Below are 21,236 nucleotides of genomic sequence, written 5' to 3'. Positions count from 1 at the left end.
GACACCGTCTATCTGTGAGGAGTCGGGAGGCTGAAATCCCGATGGCTAAATATTAGCAGCGCCAAGCGCAGCCTGCAAGCACCGCGCTGCTGCGCAGGGATTACGCAGCTGGCGTCAGGCGCGCTGCAATTTGAACACCGCACGGCTGGCGCGCGCGTTCGGCCAGAAGCGGATTTCGCGGCCGTCCTGCAAGCCAAACGAGTCGAGGATTTGCAGGCGGTTTTGCAGCGCCAGCGCCTCAAAATCCTGCAGTGTGCCGACGCGGATATTGGGCGTGTCATACCACTGGTAGGGCAGCACCTTGGTCACCGGCATGCGGCCGCGCAGCACCGCCAGCCGGTTCGGCCAGTGGCCGAAATTGGGAAAGGCGACGATGCCGATGCGGCCCACGCGCACGGTCTCTGCCAGCATGGTTTCGGCGTTGCGCAGGTGTTGCAGCGTGTCGATTTGCAGCACCACGTCAAACGAGTTGTCGCCGAACAGCGTCAGGCCTTCTTCCAAGTTGAGCTGGATCACATTGACGCCGCGTGCCACGCAGGCCTGCACATTGGCGTCGTTGATCTCGACGCCATAGCCCGAGCAGCCGCGCTCGGCAATCAGATGGGCCAGCAGCTCGCCGGTGCCGCAACCCAGGTCCAGCACGCGGGCGCCGCGCGGCACCAGCCGGGCAATCGACAGCTGGTCGGGCGTGGGCTGCGCAGTCAGGTCAGGCAGGCTGCTCATGGCGCCACCTTGCTCTGAAAATAGGAGCGCACCACGCCCATGTAGCGCGGGTCATCGAGCAAAAATGCATCATGACCATGGGGCGCGTCAATCTCCGCGTAACTCACATCGCGCTGGTTGTCGAGCAGCGCCTTGACGATCTCGCGGCTGCGCGACGGCGCGAAACGCCAGTCGGTGGTGAAGCTCACGAGTAAAAATCCAGCGCTGGCCTCGGCCAGGGCGCGGCTCAGGTTGCCGCCAAACTCGCTGGCCGGGTCAAAGTAGTCGAGCGCGCGCGTGGTCAAGAGGTAGGTGTTGGCGTCGAAGTACTCGGCGAACTTGTCGCCCTGGTAGCGCAGATAGCTTTCAATTTCGAACTCCACATCTTGCGTGGAAAACTTGAAAGGTGCTGCCAGCGAAGCACGCGCAGCGGGCAGCGTGGGGACAGCACCCGCCAGCGCCGAGCTGTCCCCGCGTTCCCAAGCAGGGGCCGCGGAACCGGCTTCGCCGGGCCGCAGGCGCAGCGCCCCCTCGGGGGGCAGCGAACCACGCGCAGCGGGGAGCGTGGGGGCCCGTAACCGGCGGCCGAACTTCTCGTTCATCACGTCGTCGCTCAGGTAGGTGATGTGGCCAATCATGCGGGCGATGCGCAGGCCGCGCTTGGGCAGCACGCCGTGGCGGTAAAAATGGCCGCCGTGAAAGTCCGGGTCGGTGACGATGGCGCGGCGCGCGACTTCGTTGAAGGCGATGTTTTCGGCCGTCAGGTTGGGCGCGCTGGCGACGACGATGGCGTGGCGCACGCGCTGCGGGTACTGCAGCGTCCAGCTCAGGGCCTGCATGCCGCCCAGGCTGCCGCCCATGACGGCTGCCAGCGTCTTGATGCCCAGGGCATCAAGCAAGCGGGCCTGCGCATCGACCCAGTCCTGCACCGTGACGACCGGAAAGTCGGCGCCGTAAACCTCATGGGTGTCGGGGTTGGTCTGCATCGGCCCGGTGGAGCCAAAGCAGGAGCCCAGGTTGTTGACGCCGATGACGAAAAACTGTTCGGTGTCCACCGGCTTGCCGGGGCCAATCATGGTGTCCCACCAGCCTTCGGACTTGGCCAGAATCTGGCCGGACTTATCGAGGTACACGCCCGCCACATGGTGCGAGGCGTTGAGCGCGTGGCAGATCAGCACCGCGTTGGATTTGTCGGCATTGAGCTGGCCGTAGGTTTCAAAGCTCAGGTCATAGGCGCGAATCGATGCGCCGCTGCGCAACGGCAGCGCCTTTGCAAAGTGCATGGACTGCGGTGTGGCGACAAGGACGGAGGCGGATGGCACGGTAGGAGGACCCCAAAAGACAAAAACCCGGCAGCGCTAAGGGCGAGTCCGGGAGTACAAGAGTGCGGGGGTCCGGGGCTTCGTCTTTAGCGGTACTTTTTACGCGCCCGCAAGCGGAGCAAATCGGCGCCTTGTCAGTATAGCGAGCTACGCCGGCACCAGCAGCGCCGGCACGCCGAGCACGGCAAACACCTGGGCCGATACGATGTGGACCACGCGCAGCGGCAGCCGCCGCGTGGCGCGCGCGCCCAGCTAGACCACGGGCGCATTGGCCAGCACCCATCCTAGCGCCGGCACCGACGGGCCACTAACGTCTGCCATGTTGCGTCCGCCTATTTGCACATTAGCGGCGCATTTCTTGCTTTAGTTTGGTGCGATTATTGAACTCATCCAAAAAACGCACCAAAACGACACAGTTAAACCAAAAGAGGGACTTATGGAAGCACTAAAACAGGGCTCAGACGCCTTGTTCATTCTGTTGGGCGGCATCATGGTGCTGGCCATGCATGCCGGTTTTGCATTTCTGGAGTTGGGCACCGTCCGCAAAAAGAACCAGGTCAATGCGCTGGTCAAGATTTTGGTGGATTTTTCGGTCTCGACCGTGGTCTATTTTGTCGTGGGCTATGCAGTGGCTTACGGCACCCATTTCTTTGTCGGAGCCGAACAGTTGGCCGCCAAGAACGGCTATGAACTCGTCAGGTTTTTCTTCCTGCTGACCTTCGCGGCGGCCATTCCGGCGATTATTTCCGGCGGTATTGCCGAACGTGCACGTTTTTACCCGCAACTGATTGCTACTGCAGTCATCGTCGGTCTGGTCTATCCTTTTTTCGAAGGCATTGTCTGGAATCAGAATTTCGGCGTGCAGGCCTGGATCCGGTCGCTGACCGGCGCGGATTTTCATGATTTCGCCGGCTCCATCGTGGTTCATGCGCTGGGCGGCTGGCTGGCGTTGCCGGCAGTGCTGTTGCTAGGCGCGCGCAGCAACCGCTACCGCAAGGATGGCGCCATGTCGGCGCATCCCCCGTCCAACATCCCGTTTCTGGCGCTGGGCGCCTGGATTTTGACGGTCGGCTGGTTCGGCTTTAACGTCATGAGCGCGCAGACCATAGACAAGATATCCGGTCTGGTGGCCGTCAACTCGCTGATGGCCATGGTGGGCGGCACGCTAGCCGCGTTGGCTTTCGGCAAAAACGACCCGGGTTTTGTGCACAACGGGCCGCTGGCCGGGCTGGTGGCCGTGTGTGCCGGCTCCGATTTGATGCACCCGCTGGGCGCGCTGGTGGTGGGCGGCGTGGCGGGCGGCGTGTTCGTTGTGATGTTCACACTGACGCAGAACCGCTGGAAGATTGACGATGTCCTCGGCGTCTGGCCGCTGCACGGCCTCTGCGGCACCTGGGGTGGCATCGCCGCCGGCATCTTTGGCAGCAAGGCTCTGGGTGGGCTGGGCGGCGTGAGTCTGGGCGCGCAGCTGATCGGAACGGCCATGGGCGTGGGCTGGGCGCTGCTGGCGGGCTTTATTGTTTACGGCGTGCTCAAGAAAACCATGGGCTTGCGCCTGAGTCAGGAAGAAGAATTTGAAGGCGCCGACCTGTCGATTCACCGCATCAGCGCCAGCGCAGAGCGCGAGGTCAACTGGTAATTGCCGTGGCCGCGAAGGCGGTGGCTCTGCTACTAATTTAATAGCTGCTTACGCCCGTGTCTATTGGGCTAAATACCTATTTAATGGGTTTTTCAGGGCGCAGGACAGGTCAGGTGGCCGAGCGGCAGCGCGCTGCTGGCCTTGACCTCGCCGAGCGAAAAGCTGGTGTGCAAATCGTTCACGTTGGGCAGGTTGATCAGCACGTCGCGGGCGAACTGGCTGAAGCTGTTGAGGTCGCGGTTGACCACCTGTAGCTCGAAGGTGCCGGTGCTGCTGATGTAGTGGCAACTAACGGCCTCGGGAATCTTGCGGGCGGCTTCTTCCAAGGTGTGCAGCACGTCGCCGTTGTTGCGCGCAGCGTCCAGCCGCACAAAGGCCAGCACGCCCAGGCCGATCTTGTGGCGGTTGATTTCGGCACGGTAGCCGGTGATGAAGCCGGCCTCCTCGGCCGCGCGCACGGGTTCTGTCGCGATAGCGGAGTCTGGCCGAAAAGAGTCGCACGGCTGGCCTTCTGATCAAACTGCGAGGCTGTAGAACTGGCGTATTGCGGACATGGTGGTGCCTTTGGGGTAGTTCACTGCGCCTTGCGAACCATGTGCATCGTCTTGATACCTGCGATGAGGATTGGGGCACTCAAAAGGACTTGAATTCGAGCATTGGTCGGATCATCCGTTTGATGGCCCGGTGGTCTTGCTCGACGATGTTGTTGAGGTATTTGTTTTGACGCATCAAGATATCGACGCAAATGGCAACCTTGACACTTTCAATGGTGGTTGTGTTTGCGCCACTTTTGTCGATGGTGATCTTGTCGGGCAGGCCGTACAGGTTTGTGGCGCGCTCCAAAAGGCGCTGCGCAGCGGCTAAATCACGCTTGACAGTGAGAAGGAAGTCAACCCTATCACCAGTGCGATCAACGGCGCGGTAAAAGTACTTCCACAGACCGGCCACTTTGATGCAAGTCTCGTCCATCCGCCAACTCAGCCAACTTCGGCAACATTTTGGTTGCCCAGCGATGCACGGTGGAGTGATCAACAAAAACGCCTCGCTCCTGCATCAACTCTTTGATATGTCGCAGGCTCAACGGGTAGGCCAAGTACCAGCGTGCGCACATTAGCATGCCCTCCAGCGAGTAGCCGAACCCGTTTAAATACCTTGCGCAACGCGCTATTGATCGCACCTTTGTGGAAATCAGGCATGGCCCGGATTGTTAGATATCCTTATTGCGACACAACCCAGTGCCCGCTTACTCATGAGGAGCGCGGGCTTGTACGAAAAAGGCAATCTTTCCGAACTGAGCACGCCCGGTAGCTCGGACGGGCGCCTGGTGACGTGCCGCATCGAGCAACTGGACAAACCGCGTGTTCATGAGGGCGAAGCGTTGCTGCCGGCGAGCGGGAAGTCGCGAGCCAGAACTCGGCTCGAAGTCCCCACTGTGACTCGAAAAGAATGATTAAGCCTACATACAAGGGTTTCCACTGAAGTGCAAGCGTTTCACTTCGCGCTTCGATTCATCATAATGACCAGACGAGGTCCGCGCGGTCAACGCCGGACGCCAGCAAGACCGCAAAGACGGTCCGCAGAACTGCAAGTAGTTCTGCGTCAAGCAAGAAAACCCAAAGGAGACAATATGAAGACGTTGAGTGTTCTTTTCACAGCAGTCTGCCTCGCCGCCGGACTCACCACCGCGCCGGTGCGCGCGCAACCAAAGCCCATTCGTATCGGCGTGCCCACCGCTGTGCAGTTGCAGGTCGGACGCGACACGCAGGACGCCTTGAAAATGGCAATCGAGGACATCAACGCCAAGGGGGGTGTGCTTGGCCGCAAGCTTGAGATGGTAGTCGCCGACGAGACCGAGAACCCCGAGACCGGCATCAGCGCGATCAAGAAGCTCACCGCCGACGAGAAAGTCGACGTGCTGATCGGCGGATACACCAGCGGCGTCACGCTGGCCCAGCTGCCGCACATTTCGGCGGCGAAGACCATCTACCTGAACGTTGGCTCGGCGTCGCCTGCGACCAATGCCAAAGTCAAGACCGACTACGACAACTACAAGTACATCTTCCGCGTCGGGCCGCTGAACTCCGCTCACCAGGCGCGCCAGCTCACCGTCTTCATTTCGGACTTCGTTAAAGGCGAACTCGGCATCAGCAAGGTCGCGATCGTCGGCGAAAACGCGAAGTGGGTGCAGGACCTGGTTCCACTGCTGAAGAAAGGTGCCACTGAGGCGGGCGCCGACGTGCGTGCGACTGAATTCTTTGACGCGCAGACTTCTGACTTTTCACCGCTGTTCTCCAAGGTGAAGGAGTCGGGCGCACAGTATATGGTGGTTGTGCTGTCGCATGCCTCAAGCGACATTTTCGCCAAGCAGTGGTTCGACTCACGTTTCCCGATGCCTTATGGCGGCATTGACGTGAAGAGCATGGACGGCGACTTCTGTGACCGCATTGGCGGCAAGTCGGTGGGCGAGATGGCGGTGAACTTCGCGGTACGCGCACCGCTCACGCCTAAAACAATTCCGTTCTTCGACGAGTTCCGCAAGCGCACCAGCCGCTCCCCGGTGTACACGGCCTTTGGCGCCAACGACGCCGTGTATATCTATGCTGAAGCCGTCAAGCGGGCTGGCAGCACCGAGGCGAATGCCGTGATTAAGGAACTCGAAAAGACCAGCTACGCTGGCATTCCCGGCATCATCGAGTTCGACGACACCCACGACGTCAAGCCTGCTACCGCTACGTTCAAGGGGCCGGCCCTGTTGCTGGCGCAATGGCGCGAGGGCTGCAAGCGTGAGGTGGTCCATCCGAAGGCGATGCGCACCGCAGACTTTGTCTATCCGGCCTGGATCAAGAAATAGTCTGGCAATTCTGAACGCGCCTTCTGTTCTTGACGGCGCAAAGTGGTCACACGAAATATTGACGGGGGAAGACCTTGCTTGAAATTTTAATTGTCGGCGCGGTGAGCAGCGCCATCTATGCCATGCTTGCGGTCGGTTTCACGCTGATTTTCGGCGTGGCACGAATCCTGAATTTGGCGCACGGCTCGTTTTATGCGCTGGGTGCCTACGGCGCCTACTTCTTCACTGCACACATGAAACTGCCGCTGCTGCCAGCTGCCTTGCTCGCTGTCGCCGTGGTAGCGGTGTTCGGCATTGTGGTTGAGCGGGTGCTGATCCGGCCGATGCGAAAATCGCAGCTGGCAATGCTGATGATCACGCTCGCCGTGGCGCTGGTGATTGAGCAGGTGCTGTTCCTGACCTTCGGCTCGGAATACCGCAACGTGCCAGCGTTTATCGACACGAAATTTACGATCGGTGGTGTCGATGTCGGCGGGGCGCGCTTGCTGGCGCTCGGCGTCGGGGTCGTGTTGATTGCCGCACTGTGGTTGTTTATTCAGCGCACCCGTCTAGGCTCGGCTATTCTCGCAATCTCTCAAGACCCGGTGGCCGCACAGTACATGGGTATTCCGAGCGACCGCATCTTTGCCGTCGTGATGGGCATCTCGGCCGCGTTGGCAGCGGCAGCGGGTGTGCTGGCCGGGCCTTTTCTGACAGTGCAGCCAACAATGTGGCTGCTGCCCATCGTCAAGGCTTTTGCGATCGTCGTGGTAGGCGGACTCGGCTCAATACCGGGCAGTATCCTGGCAGCGCTGATGCTGGGATATGCAGAGACCATCGTCGCCTACATGATCTCGAGTTCGTGGACCGAGATCGTCTCGGTGCTCGCGACGCTCTTGATGCTGATGTTCCGGCCGGCCGGCATATTCGGCCGACGCGCCGCGTTCTGACAGGCCATGTTCAGCAAACGAATCGATCTCGCCGGCGCCGCCGCCTTTGTTGCCTTCATGGCTTTGCTGCCGCTGGTCTTTGGCAGCAATTATCTGATAGGCGTGTTGACGGTCAGCGTGATCTACGGCATCTGGGCCGTGACTTGGGACTTCATGTCGGGCCTTACGGGGCGTGAGAACTTCGGCCACAGCCTGTTCATAGGCGTCGGCGCCTACACCGCCGGCTTTATGAATACCAGCCTAGGCTTCAATGGCTGGTGGAGCCTGCCGGCTGCCATGGTGATGTCGGTGCTGTTCGCGCTACTGATCGGCCTGCCCACGCTGCGGCTCAAAGGCCCGTACTTCGCGCTGGCGATGCTGTCGGGCGCGGTGATCATGCAGCGGCTGATGCTGATCTTTTGGGAGCAGACCGGTGGCGAAGAAGGCATCAACGGCCTGACGCCACTGATCCGCTCGCAGCTCGGCTTCTACTACTTCGCGCTGGGCTCATTGGTGGCCATTACCGCCTTGCTGCTGGCCCTGGCGCGATCGCACTGGGGCATGATCCTGCGCGCGATTCGCGGTGATGAAGCGACCTGCCAGGCCGCTGGCATCAATGTCACGTTCTACAAAATCGCGTCGTTGGTGATCAGCGCCGCCTTTGCTGGCGTTGGCGGGGCGATGTATGCGCACTACCAGCTCCAGGTAAGTCCGCAGCTGTTCGCCGTAGTAACCTCGATCACGATCATTACGATGGTCTATGTCGGCGGCATGGCCAGCATTTACGGCCCGGTGGGCGGCGCGATCTTGTTAGTGCTGCTCACCGAACTGCTGCGCAATTTCGGTGAGTGGCGCTTAATGATTTACAGCTGCACCTTGATTCTGATTTTGTTCTTTCTGCCCAACGGCCTGATCGCGCCGACATGGCGCAGGCTCAAGGGGGCATTGCGGAGCCGACAGCTTCGTTCACTGTCGAATGCCCCCTCGGCGGGACAGCCACCAGTGCATAAGGTAGATAAGGTGACCCAATGACCGCTCTGTTGGAGGTGTCGGCTCTTAATAAACACTTCGGCGGCCTGCATGCGGTCAAGAATTTATCGTTCTCGGTCGAGCCCGGCGAGATCGTCGGCGTCCTTGGCCCGAACGGAGCGGGTAAAACCACCTTGTACAACTTGCTGACCGGCTTCATTGCACCCGACCCTGGGGCCAGCATCGCCTTTGAGGGCCGAAGCTTGCTGGGTTTGGCGCCGCATCGTATCGCCGGGCTCGGCATCTCGCGCACCTTTCAGCTGTGCCGGCCGTTTATCGGTATGACCGTGCTCGAAAACGTTATCGTCGGCGCACTCGGTTCCAAGCGTGGTCGCGGTGCTGATCTGGATGCACGGGCGCAGGCGCTGCTGGGACGGGTCGGGTTGGCCGGCAAGGCGCAGGTGCCAGTGGAGGTGCTCTCCTATGGCGACCAGCGGCGACTGGAGATCGCGCGTGCGCTGGCTGCCAAGCCGGCGCTGCTTTTGCTCGATGAGCCTTTTGCCGGGCTCGGCAGCGGCGAAATCGCTGATCTGTCAGCGCTAATCCGGCAGGTTCATGTCGACGAAGGTCTTACAGTGATCTTGATTGAACACAAGCTGCGCGAATTCATGCGTCTGGTCGGACGGGTTATCGCCCTCGACTTCGGCGAGGTAATTGCCCAAGGCTCCCCGGAAGACATCGTGCGCCACCCGGCCGTCATTGAGGCCTACATCGGCCGCGGCGATGCTGGAGACCCGGAGGCGCGCCATGTTGCTTGAGCTGCGCAAGCTGTCGGTTTCTTACGGCAAGGCGGTGGCGCTCGAAAACGTATCGTTGCAAATAGCCGCAGGCGAGTTCGTTGCGGTGCTCGGCCCCAATGGCGCCGGCAAGAGCACCCTGCTGAGGGCGATTTCACGCTCGCAAACGTCGACCGGCATGCTTGAGTTTCGGGGTGAATCGCTGCACGGCCATCCAGCCCACGCCGTGGTCGGCAAAGGCATCTGCCACTGCCCCGAGGGTCGGCGGCTGTTTCCGGAACTAACGGTGTTGAAGAACCTGATGCTAGGTGCCTACCTGAGACGCGACGCTACGGCCGTCGCGGCTGACCTAAGTGTGGTCTACAGCCTGTTCCCAATTCTGGAGGAGCGCGGTCCGCAGATTGTCAGTACACTTTCGGGCGGCCAGCAGCAGATGGTCGCGATCGGTCGGGCACTGATGGGCAAGCCCTCGTTGTTGTTGCTCGACGAGCCTTCTGTGGGCATCGCGCACCGCCTGAAGATCGAGATATTCGATGCCATAAAACGCATTCAGCAAGGTGGCACCGCGATTCTGATGGCCGAACAGGATGCGCAGTCGGCGCTGCGCATAGCTGATCGCGTCTACGTGCTGGAAAATGGTAGCGTCGCCCGAAGCGGAAGCAGCGATGAGCTGCGCGACGACGACCATATTCGCAGAATTTATCTAGGCATCTAACCCAATAAGGGCGCCTTGGCAGGGCATAAAAAGCAAGGACTTATCCATGTATCAAGCCTACACTTTGCCTCATCATAGTGACGCTGCCCTATCCGGGTGCGCCTGCTTTACGTCCCGCCCACAAGGCGCTCACTGCCACTGGAGATAAGACAATGAATGCCCCCTTGCCCGAGCACATCCGCCAAGCGCTGGAAAGTGTCACGCTCGACGACAAGTATTCACTCGATCACGGCCGCGCTTTCATGAGCGGCGTGCAGGCGCTGGTGCGCTTGCCCATGCTGCAGCGCACGCGCGATGCCATGGCGGGCCTGAACACCGCCGGGTTTATCAGCGGCTACCGCGGCTCGCCGCTGGGCGGCTATGACCAGGCGCTGTGGGCGGCCAAGAAACACCTGGCTGCGCAAAATATCGTGTTCCAGCCCGGCGTCAATGAGGAGCTGGGTGCCACCGCTGTCTGGGGCACGCAGCAGCTCGATCTGTACCCGAAAACGAACAAGTTCGATGGTGTGTTCGGCATCTGGTACGGCAAGGGCCCGGGCGTGGACCGCTGCTCGGACGTGTTCAAGCACGCCAACATGGCAGGCACCGCCAAACACGGCGGCGTGATCGCCATTGCCGGCGACGACCACATCTCCAAGAGCTCCACGGCGCCGCACCAGAGCGACCATATTTTCAAAGCCTGCGGCTTGCCGGTGTTTTTTCCGTCGAGCGTGCAGGACATCCTGGACATGGGGCTGCACGCCTTTGCCATGAGCCGCTTTTCGGGCGTCTGGGCGGGCATGAAAACCATCCAGGAAGTGGTCGAGTCGTCGAGTTCGGTGTCGGTCGATCCGGACCGCGTAAAGATCATCCTCCCGGAAGATTTTCAGATGCCGCCTGGCGGCCTGCAGATTCGTTGGCCCGATGCGCCGCTGGAGCAGGAAGCGCGCCTGATGGACTACAAATGGTATGCAGCGCTGGCCTATGTGCGTGCCAACAAGCTCAACTACAACGTGATTGCCGGGCCGAATGATCGCTTTGGCATCATCGCCAGCGGCAAGGCTTTCAACGACACGCGCCAGGCCCTCAGTGACCTGGGGCTGGACCAAGACACCTGCCACCAGTTGGGCATCCGCCTGCACAAGGTCAACGTGGTGTGGCCGCTGGAGGCCAGCATCACGCGCGATTTCGCCCTGGGCCTGCAGGAGATCCTGGTGGTTGAAGAAAAGCGCCAGGTCATTGAATACCAGCTTAAGGAAGAGCTTTACAACTGGCGCGCCGACGTGCGGCCCAATGTGCTGGGCAAGTTTGACGAGCCCGAGGGCGAGGCCTCAAGCGGCGAATGGGGCCGCGCCAACCCGAGCGACCACTGGCTACTGCGGCCCAAGGCCGACCTGACGCCGGCCATCATCGCCAAGGCAATCGCCAAGCGCCTGACCAAACTGGGCGTGCCGGGCCACATCATTGCGCGCATGCAGGCGCGCCTGTCGGTGATAGCGGCGCGTGAACATGCGCTCAGCGAAGTCCAGCTCGACACGGGCGAACGCGCGCCCTGGTTTTGCAGCGGCTGCCCGCACAACACCAGCACCAAGGTGCCCGAGGGCTCGCGCGCGGTGGCCGGCATTGGCTGCCACTTCATGTCGGTATGGATGGACCGCTCGACCGCCACCTTTTCCCAGATGGGCGGCGAAGGCGTGTCTTGGGTCGGCCAGGCGGCGTTCACCACGGACCAGCACATCTTTGCCAATCTGGGCGACGGCACCTACTTTCACAGCGGGCTGCTGGCGATTCGCCAGAGCATTGCCGCTGGCGTCAACATCACCTACAAGATCCTCTACAACGATGCGGTGGCCATGACCGGCGGACAGCAAATTGGCGAGCGCCCTGAAGGCCATTCGGTGCTGCAGATCATGCAAAGCCTGGTGGCAGAGGGCGTGAGCAAACTGGTGATCGTGACCGACGAGCCGGAAAAATATGACAGCGCCAAGCTGCAGGGTGGTGTGACCGTGCACCACCGCGACGGGCTGGACCAGATCCAGCGCGAGTTCCGGGAACTCAAAGGCACCACCGCCATCATTTACGACCAGACCTGCGCCACCGAAAAACGCCGCCGCCGCAAGCGCGGCACGCTGGTCGACCCGGCCAAGCGCGTGGTCATTAACGAGCTGGTGTGCGAAGGCTGTGGCGACTGCTCGGTGCAGTCCAACTGCCTGTCGGTGGAGCCCTTGGAAACCGAATTTGGTCGCAAGCGCCGCATTAATCAGAACACTTGCAACAAGGATTACTCCTGCGTCAAGGGCTTTTGCCCGAGCTTTGTGACGGTTGAAGGCGGCAGCCTCAAGAAGCCGAAGAAGGAAAAAAAGGGCGGCCCGACCGGTTTGCCGCAGCTGCCTGAACCCACGCTGCCGCTGGCGGAAACCGCCTGGGGCATTGTGGTCGCCGGCGTCGGCGGCACGGGTGTCATCACCATCGGCCAGCTGCTGGGCATGGCGGCGCATCTGGAAGGCAAGGGCGTGGTTACGCAGGATGCCGGCGGACTGGCGCAAAAAGGCGGCGCCACCTGGAGCCATATCCAGATCGCCAATCGGCCAGACGCCATTTACACCACCAAGGTCGATACTGCCAAGGCCGACCTGGTGCTGGGCTGCGACCCGATTGTGGCGGCCAGCAAATACACGCTGACGGTGATGCAGCCCGGCCGCACCTATGTGGCGATGAATTCGCACGGCACGCCGACGGCGGCGTTTGTCAGCAACCCCGGCTGGCAATTTCCGGGCGCAAATTGCGAGAGCGCAGTCAGCAGCGCGGTGGGCGCGCAGGGACTGGACAGTTTCGATGCCGAGCAGGTGGCGGTGCAGTTGATCGGCGACTCGATCTACACCAATCCCTTGATGCTGGGCTTTGCCTGGCAAAAAGGCCGGTTGCCGCTGACGCATGCTTCGCTGATGCGGGCGATTGAACTCAACGGCGTGCAGGTTGACAACAACAAGGCGGCATTTGAATGGGGGCGGCGCTGCGCGCATGATCTGGCCTCGGTGCAGGCGCTATTCAAGGCCGCGCAGGTGATCGAGTTCGTGAAGAAACCTTCGCTCACCGAGATGCTGGTCAAGCGGATTGACTTCCTGACGGCCTACCAAAATGCGGCTTATGCGCAGACCTACCAGGCCTACGTGGAAAAAGTGCGCGCTGTGGAAGCGCCTCTTGGCAAGACCACGCTGACCGAGGCCGTGGCCCGGTATCTCTTCAAACTCATGGCCTACAAGGACGAGTACGAAGTGGCGCGGCTGCATACCGATAGCGGGTTCCTGAACAAGGTCAACGCCATGTTTGAAGGCGACTTCAAGCTCAATTACCACCTTGCGCCGCCGCTGATGGCATCGAAAAACGACAAAGGCGAGCTGCAAAAGCAACCATTCGGCCCCTGGATGCTGACAGCTTTCAAACTGCTGGCGCGCGCCAAAGGCTTGCGCGGCACGCCGCTGGACGTTTTTGGCCAGAGCGAAGAGCGACGGGTGGAGCGCGCGCTAATCAATGAGTACAAGGCCAGCGTGGACGAGCTGCTGGACAGCCTGAGCGCCGACAACCATGCCACGGCGCTCGAAATTGCCCGGATTCCCGAGATGATCAAGGGTTATGGCCATGTCAAGGCGCGCCATCTGGCGGTGGCGCGGCCGCAGTGGGCCGCCTTGATGCAATCCTTTCGTCACCCTGCAGAAACGACCGAACAGCAAGCAGCCTAAGCCGTGGGCGCCTGCGGGCTTGAAATAGCCCCGGGTGCGCGGCGGTTACAAGCCTTGGCCTCCGCCTGCCGCATACAATCACGAACTCTGTACCAGGCCTGTCAGGCCCGGTGTACGTATCAGTTTTTCAATAAAATAGTGGAGTTAGCCGTGTTCATTTCTTCTGCTTTTGCCCAAACCGCTCCTGCCGCCGCCGCTGGTAGCGACTGGATGTCTTCCGCGACCGGCATGCTGCCGCTGGTGCTGATGTTCGTGGTGCTGTATTTCGTCATGATCCGCCCGCAGATGAGGAAGCAAAAAGAGCACCGCACCATGATTGAGGCGCTCGCCAAAGGTGACGAAGTTGCCACAGCGGGCGGTTTGCTGGGCAAGGTCACCAAGCTTGGAGAAGGCTACCTGAGCCTTGAAATTGCGCCCGGCGTTGAAGTGCAGTTGCAGCGCAGTGCGATTGTCCAGGTGCTGCCCAAGGGCGCCATTACCGCAGCCAAATAAGGCGCTGCGGCAACACGGCACAGGCGGCCCACTGAAGGCGCCGCGCGTCGTTTTTTTCCTCTTCGTCCACCAGGAACAGCCCTCCCATGAATCGATATCCGGCCTGGAAGTACGCCATCATTGTGGTCGCGCTACTGATTGCAGCCCTCTACACGCTGCCCAACTTTTTCGGCGAAGCGCCGGCGGTGCAAATCTCCAGCAGCAAATCCACTACCAAGGTAGACAGCACCACTGTCAGTCGGGTTGAGCAGGCGCTCACGGCGGCCGGCCTCACCGCCGATGCCATCACGCTCGATGGCAACTCTGTCAAGGCGCGCTTTGGCGATACCGATACCCAGTTGAAAGCCAAGGATGCAGTGCAGAAGGCGCTGGCGCCCGAAGGCAGCACTACAGGCTATGTCGTCGCGTTGAATTTGCTGTCGCGCTCCCCCGCCTGGCTGACTTCGCTGCATGCTTTTCCCATGTACCTGGGTCTGGACCTGCGCGGCGGCGTTCACTTCATGCTGCAGGTGGACATGCAGGCGGCACTCACCAAGCGCGCCGAATCGCTGGCCGGTGACATCCGCATGTCGCTGCGCGAAAAAAATATCCGGCACAGCGGGATCAACCGCAATGGGCAATCCATTGAAATCAAGGTCCGCGATTCCGCGACCCTGGCCTTGGCCAAAGCGTTGATACAAGAGCAGTTTCCCGACCTTCAAAGCGTCGATGCGCCGGACGGCACTGAATACAGGCTAACCGCCACCATCAAGCCCGAGGCGGCACGCCGCATCCAGGACCAGGCGCTCAAGCAGAACATCGTGACCTTGCACAACCGGATCAACGAACTGGGCGTCTCCGAGCCGGTGATTCAGCAGCAAGGCATAGATCGTATCGTGGTGCAACTGCCTGGCGTGCAGGATACAGCCAAGGCCAAGGACATTCTCGGGCGCACCGCCACGCTGGAGATGCGTCTGGTGGAAGACGGCGCCGAGGCCAGGGCCGCCGAGAACAACAGCGGCGCCGTGCCTTTTGGCTCCGAGCGTTTTTTCGAACGCAGTGGACAGGCCGTCATCGTAAAGAAACAGGTGATCCTGACCGGTGAAAATCTGACGGACGCGCAACCAGGCTTCGACTCGCAGAGCCAGCAACCCAAGGTGGACCTGACCGTCGATGCCAAGGGCGGGCGCATCATGCGCGACACCAGCCGCGAAAACATCAAGAAGCGCATGGCGATTTTGCTATTTGAAAAGGGCAAGGGGGAGGTGCTGACGGCCCCCGTGATCCAGAGCGAGCTGGGCAATCGCTTCCAGATTTCCGGCTCGATGAGCGTGAGCGAGGCCAATGACCTGGCGCTGCTGCTGCGCGCCGGTTCCCTGGCCGCGCCCATGGAAATCATTGAAGAGCGCACGATCGGCCCGACGCTGGGTGCCGACAATATTTCCAAGGGCTTTCATAGCGTGTCTTGGGGCTTTCTGGTGATCGTCGCTTTCATGGCGGTTTACTACATGCTGTTTGGCCTGTTTTCCGGCCTGGCGCTGGCCGTCAACCTGCTGCTGCTGGTCGCCGTGCTGTCGATGCTTCAGGCGACATTGACCTTGCCCGGCATGGCCGCCATGGCGCTGGCGCTGGGCATGGCCATCGACTCCAACGTGCTGATCAATGAACGGGTGCGCGAGGAATTGCGCGGCGGCGCTTCGCCCCAAGCGGCCATTCATGCGGGCTATGAGCGAGCCTGGGCGACCATTCTGGACTCCAACACTTCCACGCTGATCGTCGGCTTGGCCTTGCTGGCCTTTGGCTCTGGCCCGGTACGCGGCTTTGCCGTGGTGCACTGCATCGGCATTTTGACCAGTATGTTCTCGGCGGTATTTTTCTCACGCGGCCTCGTCAACCTCTGGTATGGCCGCCAGAAAAAACTCAAGACCGTATCCATTGGCACGGTGTGGCGCCCTGCCGCGTCCGGCGCCGTGGCTAAATAATCCCAAGGACCCCAGATGGAATTCTTCAAAATCCACCGCGACATTCCGTTCATGCGGCATGCCTTGATTTTCAACGGCGTCAGTTTTGCAACTTTTGCGCTGGCGGTGTTTTTCCTGTTCTCGCGCGGACTCCACCTTTCGGTAGAGTTCACCGGCGGCACCTTGATGGAGGTGAATTACACCCAGGCAGCCGATGTCGGCAAGATTCGCGAGACCGTGGCAAGCCTGGGTCTGGCCGATGTGCAGGTGCAAAACTTCGGAACCTCGCGTGACGTGATGATCCGTTTGCCTGCGCAAAAGGGCGTGAGCACCGCCCAGCAAAGCGACAAAGTCTTGGCTGCGCTGAAGGCCACCAACAGCGATGTGACCCTGCGCCGCACCGAGTTTGTCGGCCCGCAGGTCGGCGAAGAACTGGCGCAGGATGGCTTGAAGGCTCTGGCCATGGTGATTTTCGGCATCATGGTCTACCTTGCCTTCCGGTTTGAATGGAAATATGCGGTGGCTGCCATCATTGCCAACCTGCATGACGTGATCATCATCCTCGGGTTTTTCGCTTTTTTCCAGTGGGAGTTTTCGCTCGCGGTGCTGGCCGCAGTACTCGCTGTACTGGGCTATTCCGTTAATGAATCGGTGGTAATTTTTGACCGGATTCGCGAGAATTTTCGCCGTTACCGAAAAATGAACACGGTGCAAATCATCGATAACGCGATCACCTCCACCATCAGCCGCACCATCATTACCCACGGCTCGACCCAGATCATGGTGCTGTCGATGTTGCTGTTCGGTGGCCCCACGCTGTTTTACTTCGCGCTGGCCCTGACCATCGGCATTCTGTTCGGCATCTATTCTTCGGTGTTCGTGGCGGCCGCCATCGCCATGTGGCTGGGCATCAAGCGCGAAGACCTGATCAAAGGGCCAACCAAAAAGGACGAGGACCCGAACGACCCCAACGCCGGTGCCACGGTGTAAGCTACGAATTCATCATTCAGGGTGGTTGTGGTTCCAACTAGTAGAACAAATAGTAGTATTGTTGAGCAGGCACGTGCCTTGTTCACCGAGCGGGCGATCCGCTTGCTGCCCGAATTAGCCAAAACGATTAGAGAGCGGCTGTCGGCCATGAGCGAGCAGCCCGGCGCCGCGCGCGAATTGCAACAATGGCGTGACGCCGCGCTGTCCTTTCAGAAAAACGGCGCGGTCTGGGTGCAGGGCAGTGCCAGCGCGTGGTCCAAGGCGCAGTCCATCGCTGCGACTCCCGCCCCATCGAAATTTGCCGACAGCAGCAAGTTCGAACTGATTGGCAATGATGTGATGGAGGACAAAATTCTCGGGTCACGGCTGGCCTTACGCCTGCTGGATTTTGTCAGCTGGGAATTGAACGACTTGCGGCTGCGCGTGCAAAATCTCGAGGCTATTCCTGAACTGAGTAAACAAGATATTTTTCGCCCCGAGGTGCTGGCGCAGCATCTGGTTGAACAGTGGACTCAAGCCCTGTTGCCGCGCGAGGGCTGGCTGCAGGTGCAAGAGCTGATTCACAGAAGCATGGGCGAGCAGTTGCTTGAGATTTATCACGCCACCAACGAATTTCTGGTTCGGCAAGGCGTGATGGCTGAAATTGATTTACGCCCCTTGGTCAAGCGCACGCCCTCCGCAGCCCTTGGAAAAGCGGCTAACGGGATGGCGTCCGAGCAGCCTCGTGCCAAGGCCCCATTTGGCAGTGGAACGGGTTCCGGCTCCGTTTCGGGCCATGACGGTGCGCGCGCTGCCGCAGGCCGGGAGACTTCTGCTCCGAGTAATGCGGTCTACGAAGAGACCCGCATGCAAACGGCGACCACGCCATTGGCCAGAGCGCGCATGCGCGCCCAGGGCGTGATGGGCCACCTCAAACGGTTGTTGACCGACCATGTCGCGGGTTTTGACGACACGCGCGCCCAGCACGCCTCTGCACCGCTTGCGCAGGCGATGGTCGATGTGCAGCGCGCGCAAGACAGCGGCGTGGCAGCCACATTGCGCGATGATGCGCCGGGCCAGGTGTATGGGCCGGCGCACGTTGATCGCGCAGCCGGAGCCTTGCGTCAGCGCACCAGCGCGCTCAAGCGGGCAGCCACCACGTCTTCTGAAAAAGCGACGATTGAAATCGTCGCCCTGATGTTTCAGAGCATTCTGGCTGAGGATCGAATTCCGGCTGTGATTCGCGTCTGGTTTGCCCGGTTGCAAATGCCGGTGCTGCGGGTGGCGATTTCCGAACCCGAGTTTTTCGGGTCGCTACAGCATCCGGCGCGCCGGCTGATTGACAGGATGGGTGCGTGTGTACTTGGCTTCGAAGTCACGGTGACGGGCGGCGCGCTGGAAACCGAAGTCAAGCGTATCGTCCAGGTGATAGAGCAATATCCTGAAACCGGGCGCCGGGTATTTCAGCTGGTTTACGACGAATTTGACAGGTTCCTCTCCAAATTCCTGTCTCAGAAAGGCAGCACTGCGCGCGTGGTCAGCGTGGCGCAGCAGGTCGAGCAAAAGGAGACCATGGCCATCCAGTACACCATTGAGATGCGCAATATGCTCAATGACATGCCGGTGCGCGAGGCCATTCGCGAATTCCTTTTCAAGATATGGGCCGAAGTGCTGGCTATTGCCGCGATGAAAAATGGTGCGCAGCACGCCGAGACCATCTCTCTCAAGCAGGCTGCTGCCAGCCTGGTATGGGCCGCCAGCGCCAAGCCGAACCGCACCGATCGCGCCCGCGTGATTGCGGATCTACCCAAGTTGCTGCAACTGCTGCGTCTGGGCATGTCGATGCTGGGCTTGACGGCTGCAGAACAAGACCGTGAGCTGAAAGTCATCAGTGATACCCTGGCCGACGCTTTCATGTCGAAGACCGACGCCATCTCGATGGAGCGGATCGACGCAATGGCCCAGCGGCTGGCCAACCTGGAGGACTACCTGTCCGATCAGGATGTTGGCGACTTGCCGCTGGACATCGATAGTCTGGTGACGATGATAGGCATTGATGCCGCCGATATTCAGGTGATTGCCGATGGGGGCAGTCAGCCGACCGGGGCCATGCGCGCGTGGGCGCAGGAGTTGCAGCTGGGCAGCTGGTTCAGCCTGGACCACAACGGCAAGGTGAGTCAGGTGCAGTTCGCCTGGTGCAGCGAGCGCAAGCAATTGCATCTGTTTGCGGCGGCCGATGGACGCAATTTCTTGATCCAGGCGCGCCGGCTGGCGGCCTATCTGCAAGCCGGTTTACTGGTGCCGGTAGAAGAAGAGTCTCTGACGGTGCGCGCGACGCGCGACGCCCTCGCCAAGCTGGATGCCAATCCGGAACGCCTTCTCGGCTGAAAATATCCGTCTGAGGGGTCGCCGGTTCAAGCTGCGCTGCTGAAAGCCTGATTTTGGGGGCAAGCTGACGCCGCCCGGGGGGGATCAATGCGCGATACGGAATTCTGTGTCGTCGCACAATTCGTCGAGTACCAGCGCATCGGGCTCTTCCCCAAAGCTCCAGTACACCATGAGCACGATGATTTTGAGGTCATCGAGCGTCACGGGATCGCCTGGGGCCGCCATTGCACGGTCAAGAACAATCTCACGCATGTGGGGCGGCAGCACGCCGGACGATTCCAGGAAACTCACAAAACCCAGGCTTTGCGCGCCCAGGTGCGTTTGCTCGGCTACCGAATAAATACGCAGGCTGTCGGCCGATTGCGCCTGCATGCCCAAGGGCATACTAGGCGATGTAGCGCCCGCTGACGCCTGCTCTGGCAGACTGATTTGGGTGCGTTGGGCTGCAACGTTCAGACCGTCCAGCCACACCAGGGCCTGCTGAATCTCCTCGGCCTCAAAGCCTGCCGCCGTGAGTTTGCGCCCCAGCCGCTGAAGCTCCGGGCAAGCATCGCCTTGCCAATAATTCTCATAAACGTACACCAGCACTTCAAACATGACTTCAATATAACGCAGATAGTGGCGGCAGTGTCAACCCTGTTGGATGACTGGATTTGCCGGATCAGCCCGTCGCCAAACGCTGGAACAGGCCGCCTGGCAGGCGCGCAACTTGTCCACCCAGTTCGAGTTCAAGCAGTTGCGCCTGCAGCCGCGCAGTGTCCAGCCCAGTGCGTGCCTGCAGGGCGTCCAGGCTCACGGCATCAAAGCCCAGAGCTGCGATGAGCGGGTCATCGGACGGTTGCGCTGCATCCGCATCCGCATCAGCACAGGTTTCTGTATGCGAAGCGCCCGAACGGGCCAGGCCAGCCCCCGGAAGGTTCATTTCCTCCAGTACATCCTGGGCCAGTTCAACCAGCTTGGCGCCCTGCTTGATCAGCGCGTGGCAACCGCGCGATTGGGGTGAATGAATTGAGCCAGGGATGGCAAAGACCTCCTTGCCCTGCTCGGACGCCAGCCGCGCCGTGATCAGAGAACCAGACTGCAGCGCCGCCTCGACCACCAGCGTACCGCGTGACAAGCCGGAAATGATGCGGTTGCGCTTCGGGAAATTGGCCATCAGCGGCGGCGTCCCCAGCGGGAACTCGCTGATGAGCATGCCCTGCTGGGCAATGCGGTGCGCCAGTGCGAGATGTTTTTTTGGATAAACCCGGTCCAGCCCGGTGCCGACCACCGCAATCGTCTCGCCACCACCCAGCATCGCGCCGTCGTGGGCAGCCCCGTCAATGCCCAGCGCCAGCCCCGACACCACGCACAGTCCGGCGCTGCCGAACACCTTGGCAAACTGCCGCGCATTGCTTTCACCCTGCGGCGTGGGGTTGCGACTGCCCACGATGGCCAGGTTGACTGCTATTGTTTTAATAGCTGTCTGCGCCCTATTTACATGGACTCCGAGCATGTAGAGCATTAAAGGCGGGTCTTCGATGTCGAGCAGGGCGGACGGGTAGGCGGCATCGCCCAGCACCACCACGCGCCGGTCATCGCCCGCCTGCAGCCAGTCCAGCGTGGTCTGCAGCAGGGCCGCCAGTGTTGGCGGCTCGTTCTGGATGGCCGTCACCAGTTTGTCGGTGCCCAGTTGCCGCAAGGCAGGCGCGCCTTGCGCAAAGACCGCCTGCGCCGCACCGAAGGCCGCGAGTAACTTGCGCGCCCCGCCGTTGCCGATCCCTGGAGACAGGGTCAGCCGCAGCCAGGCTTGAAGCTCAAGAGCGTCCACGCGGGCGTTGGTTTA

At 60.8% G+C, this 21,236-nt stretch carries 15 protein-coding genes and 3 pseudogenes; 11 read left to right on the top strand and 7 right to left on the bottom strand.

Going from position 1 to position 21,236, the window contains the following annotated elements; translation table 11 throughout:
* Positions 1 to 114: 114 nt before the first annotated feature.
* The 3 genes and pseudogenes from metW to HHJ18_RS16010 form a co-directional block, all read right to left on the bottom strand.
* A complete protein-coding gene (metW, locus tag HHJ18_RS16020) occupies positions 115 to 723 on the bottom strand; it encodes a methionine biosynthesis protein MetW (protein ID WP_296916847.1) in 609 nt (202 codons plus the stop codon).
* Positions 720 to 2,024 carry a homoserine O-acetyltransferase gene (locus tag HHJ18_RS16015; RefSeq protein ID WP_296916846.1) on the bottom strand — a complete coding sequence of 435 codons (1,305 nt, stop codon included), beginning with the start codon at positions 2,022 to 2,024 and terminating at the stop codon, positions 720 to 722. Before HHJ18_RS16015 ends, metW begins: the two co-directional genes overlap by 4 nt.
* Positions 2,025 to 2,171: 147 nt before the next feature.
* Positions 2,172 to 2,312 (bottom strand): annotated as a pseudogene (locus HHJ18_RS16010) (UPF0016 domain-containing protein); the annotation flags it as partial.
* Positions 2,313 to 2,460: 148 nt separating this feature from the next.
* Here HHJ18_RS16010 and HHJ18_RS16005 point away from each other — a divergent pair.
* Positions 2,461 to 3,663: an ammonium transporter gene (locus HHJ18_RS16005; RefSeq protein WP_296916845.1), complete on the top strand. Its 1,203-nt coding sequence runs from the start codon at positions 2,461 to 2,463 to the stop codon at positions 3,661 to 3,663.
* A gap of 92 nt (positions 3,664 to 3,755) precedes the next feature.
* Here the strand turns inward: HHJ18_RS16005 and HHJ18_RS16000 are convergent.
* Positions 3,756 to 4,121 (bottom strand): annotated as a pseudogene (locus HHJ18_RS16000) (Lrp/AsnC family transcriptional regulator); the annotation flags it as partial.
* A 57-nt stretch (positions 4,122 to 4,178) separates the two neighbouring features.
* Positions 4,179 to 4,859, bottom strand: a pseudogene (locus HHJ18_RS15995) (IS6 family transposase).
* Positions 4,860 to 5,290: 431 nt separating this feature from the next.
* Here HHJ18_RS15995 and HHJ18_RS15990 point away from each other — a divergent pair.
* The 10 genes from HHJ18_RS15990 (at position 5,291) to HHJ18_RS15945 (ending at position 19,411) form a co-directional block, all read left to right on the top strand.
* The gene (locus HHJ18_RS15990) at positions 5,291 to 6,514 is read left to right on the top strand and encodes an ABC transporter substrate-binding protein (protein WP_296916844.1); all 1,224 of its coding nucleotides are present in this window, start codon (positions 5,291 to 5,293) and stop codon (positions 6,512 to 6,514) included.
* A gap of 74 nt (positions 6,515 to 6,588) precedes the next feature.
* A complete protein-coding gene (locus tag HHJ18_RS15985; RefSeq protein WP_296916843.1) occupies positions 6,589 to 7,443 on the top strand; it encodes a branched-chain amino acid ABC transporter permease in 855 nt (284 codons plus the stop codon).
* 6 nt (positions 7,444 to 7,449) lie between these two features.
* Positions 7,450 to 8,454, top strand: a complete 1,005-nt coding sequence (locus HHJ18_RS15980; RefSeq protein ID WP_296916842.1) for a branched-chain amino acid ABC transporter permease — start codon at positions 7,450 to 7,452, stop codon at positions 8,452 to 8,454.
* The gene (locus HHJ18_RS15975) at positions 8,451 to 9,209 is read left to right on the top strand and encodes an ABC transporter ATP-binding protein (RefSeq protein WP_296916841.1); all 759 of its coding nucleotides are present in this window, start codon (positions 8,451 to 8,453) and stop codon (positions 9,207 to 9,209) included. Before HHJ18_RS15980 ends, HHJ18_RS15975 begins: the two co-directional genes overlap by 4 nt.
* Positions 9,199 to 9,903 (top strand): ABC transporter ATP-binding protein, encoded by a 705-nt coding sequence (locus HHJ18_RS15970; protein WP_296916840.1) that lies wholly within the window; start codon positions 9,199 to 9,201, stop codon positions 9,901 to 9,903. Before HHJ18_RS15975 ends, HHJ18_RS15970 begins: the two co-directional genes overlap by 11 nt.
* Before the next feature lie 152 nt (positions 9,904 to 10,055).
* Complete coding sequence (locus HHJ18_RS15965; protein WP_296916839.1) at positions 10,056 to 13,622, top strand: indolepyruvate ferredoxin oxidoreductase family protein; 3,567 nt, start codon at positions 10,056 to 10,058, stop codon at positions 13,620 to 13,622.
* A 150-nt stretch (positions 13,623 to 13,772) separates the two neighbouring features.
* On the top strand, positions 13,773 to 14,114 hold the full coding sequence (gene yajC, locus HHJ18_RS15960) for a preprotein translocase subunit YajC (RefSeq protein ID WP_296916838.1): 342 nt from the start codon (positions 13,773 to 13,775) through the stop codon (positions 14,112 to 14,114).
* 86 nt (positions 14,115 to 14,200) lie between these two features.
* Entirely contained in the window at positions 14,201 to 16,075 is a 1,875-nt protein-coding gene (secD, locus tag HHJ18_RS15955; protein WP_296916837.1) for a protein translocase subunit SecD, read from the top strand.
* A gap of 15 nt (positions 16,076 to 16,090) precedes the next feature.
* Positions 16,091 to 17,044 (top strand): protein translocase subunit SecF, encoded by a 954-nt coding sequence (secF, locus tag HHJ18_RS15950; RefSeq protein ID WP_296916836.1) that lies wholly within the window; start codon positions 16,091 to 16,093, stop codon positions 17,042 to 17,044.
* Between the two features lie 21 nt (positions 17,045 to 17,065).
* Positions 17,066 to 19,411: a DUF1631 family protein gene (locus HHJ18_RS15945; RefSeq protein ID WP_296916835.1), complete on the top strand. Its 2,346-nt coding sequence runs from the start codon at positions 17,066 to 17,068 to the stop codon at positions 19,409 to 19,411.
* Between the two features lie 84 nt (positions 19,412 to 19,495).
* On the opposite strand, the gene HHJ18_RS15940 is transcribed toward HHJ18_RS15945, so the two are convergent.
* On the bottom strand, positions 19,496 to 20,008 hold the full coding sequence (locus tag HHJ18_RS15940; RefSeq protein WP_296916834.1) for a DUF494 domain-containing protein: 513 nt from the start codon (positions 20,006 to 20,008) through the stop codon (positions 19,496 to 19,498).
* A gap of 64 nt (positions 20,009 to 20,072) precedes the next feature.
* Positions 20,073 to 21,221, bottom strand: a complete 1,149-nt coding sequence (gene dprA, locus HHJ18_RS15935) for a DNA-processing protein DprA (RefSeq protein WP_296916833.1) — start codon at positions 21,219 to 21,221, stop codon at positions 20,073 to 20,075.
* Positions 21,222 to 21,236: the final 15 nt, after the last annotated feature.

This window comes from Polaromonas sp., assembly GCF_012927455.1.
GTDB lineage: Bacteria > Pseudomonadota > Gammaproteobacteria > Burkholderiales > Burkholderiaceae_C > Polaromonas.
The sequence above is the reverse complement of the archived record's forward strand: the minus strand, read 5'-3'. Positions and strand labels throughout refer to the sequence as shown.

Coding starts and splice junctions, on each gene's coding strand:
- metW (WP_296916847.1), bottom strand. CDS start 723: ATGAGCAGCCTGCCTGACCTGACTGCGCAGCCCACGCCCGACCAGCTG.
- HHJ18_RS16005 (WP_296916845.1), top strand. CDS start 2,461: ATGGAAGCACTAAAACAGGGCTCAGACGCCTTGTTCATTCTGTTGGGC.
- HHJ18_RS15990 (WP_296916844.1), top strand. CDS start 5,291: ATGAAGACGTTGAGTGTTCTTTTCACAGCAGTCTGCCTCGCCGCCGGA.
- HHJ18_RS15980 (WP_296916842.1), top strand. CDS start 7,450: ATGTTCAGCAAACGAATCGATCTCGCCGGCGCCGCCGCCTTTGTTGCC.
- HHJ18_RS15975 (WP_296916841.1), top strand. CDS start 8,451: ATGACCGCTCTGTTGGAGGTGTCGGCTCTTAATAAACACTTCGGCGGC.
- HHJ18_RS15970 (WP_296916840.1), top strand. CDS start 9,199: ATGTTGCTTGAGCTGCGCAAGCTGTCGGTTTCTTACGGCAAGGCGGTG.
- HHJ18_RS15965 (WP_296916839.1), top strand. CDS start 10,056: ATGAATGCCCCCTTGCCCGAGCACATCCGCCAAGCGCTGGAAAGTGTC.
- secD (WP_296916837.1), top strand. CDS start 14,201: ATGAATCGATATCCGGCCTGGAAGTACGCCATCATTGTGGTCGCGCTA.
- secF (WP_296916836.1), top strand. CDS start 16,091: ATGGAATTCTTCAAAATCCACCGCGACATTCCGTTCATGCGGCATGCC.
- HHJ18_RS15940 (WP_296916834.1), bottom strand. CDS start 20,008: ATGTTTGAAGTGCTGGTGTACGTTTATGAGAATTATTGGCAAGGCGAT.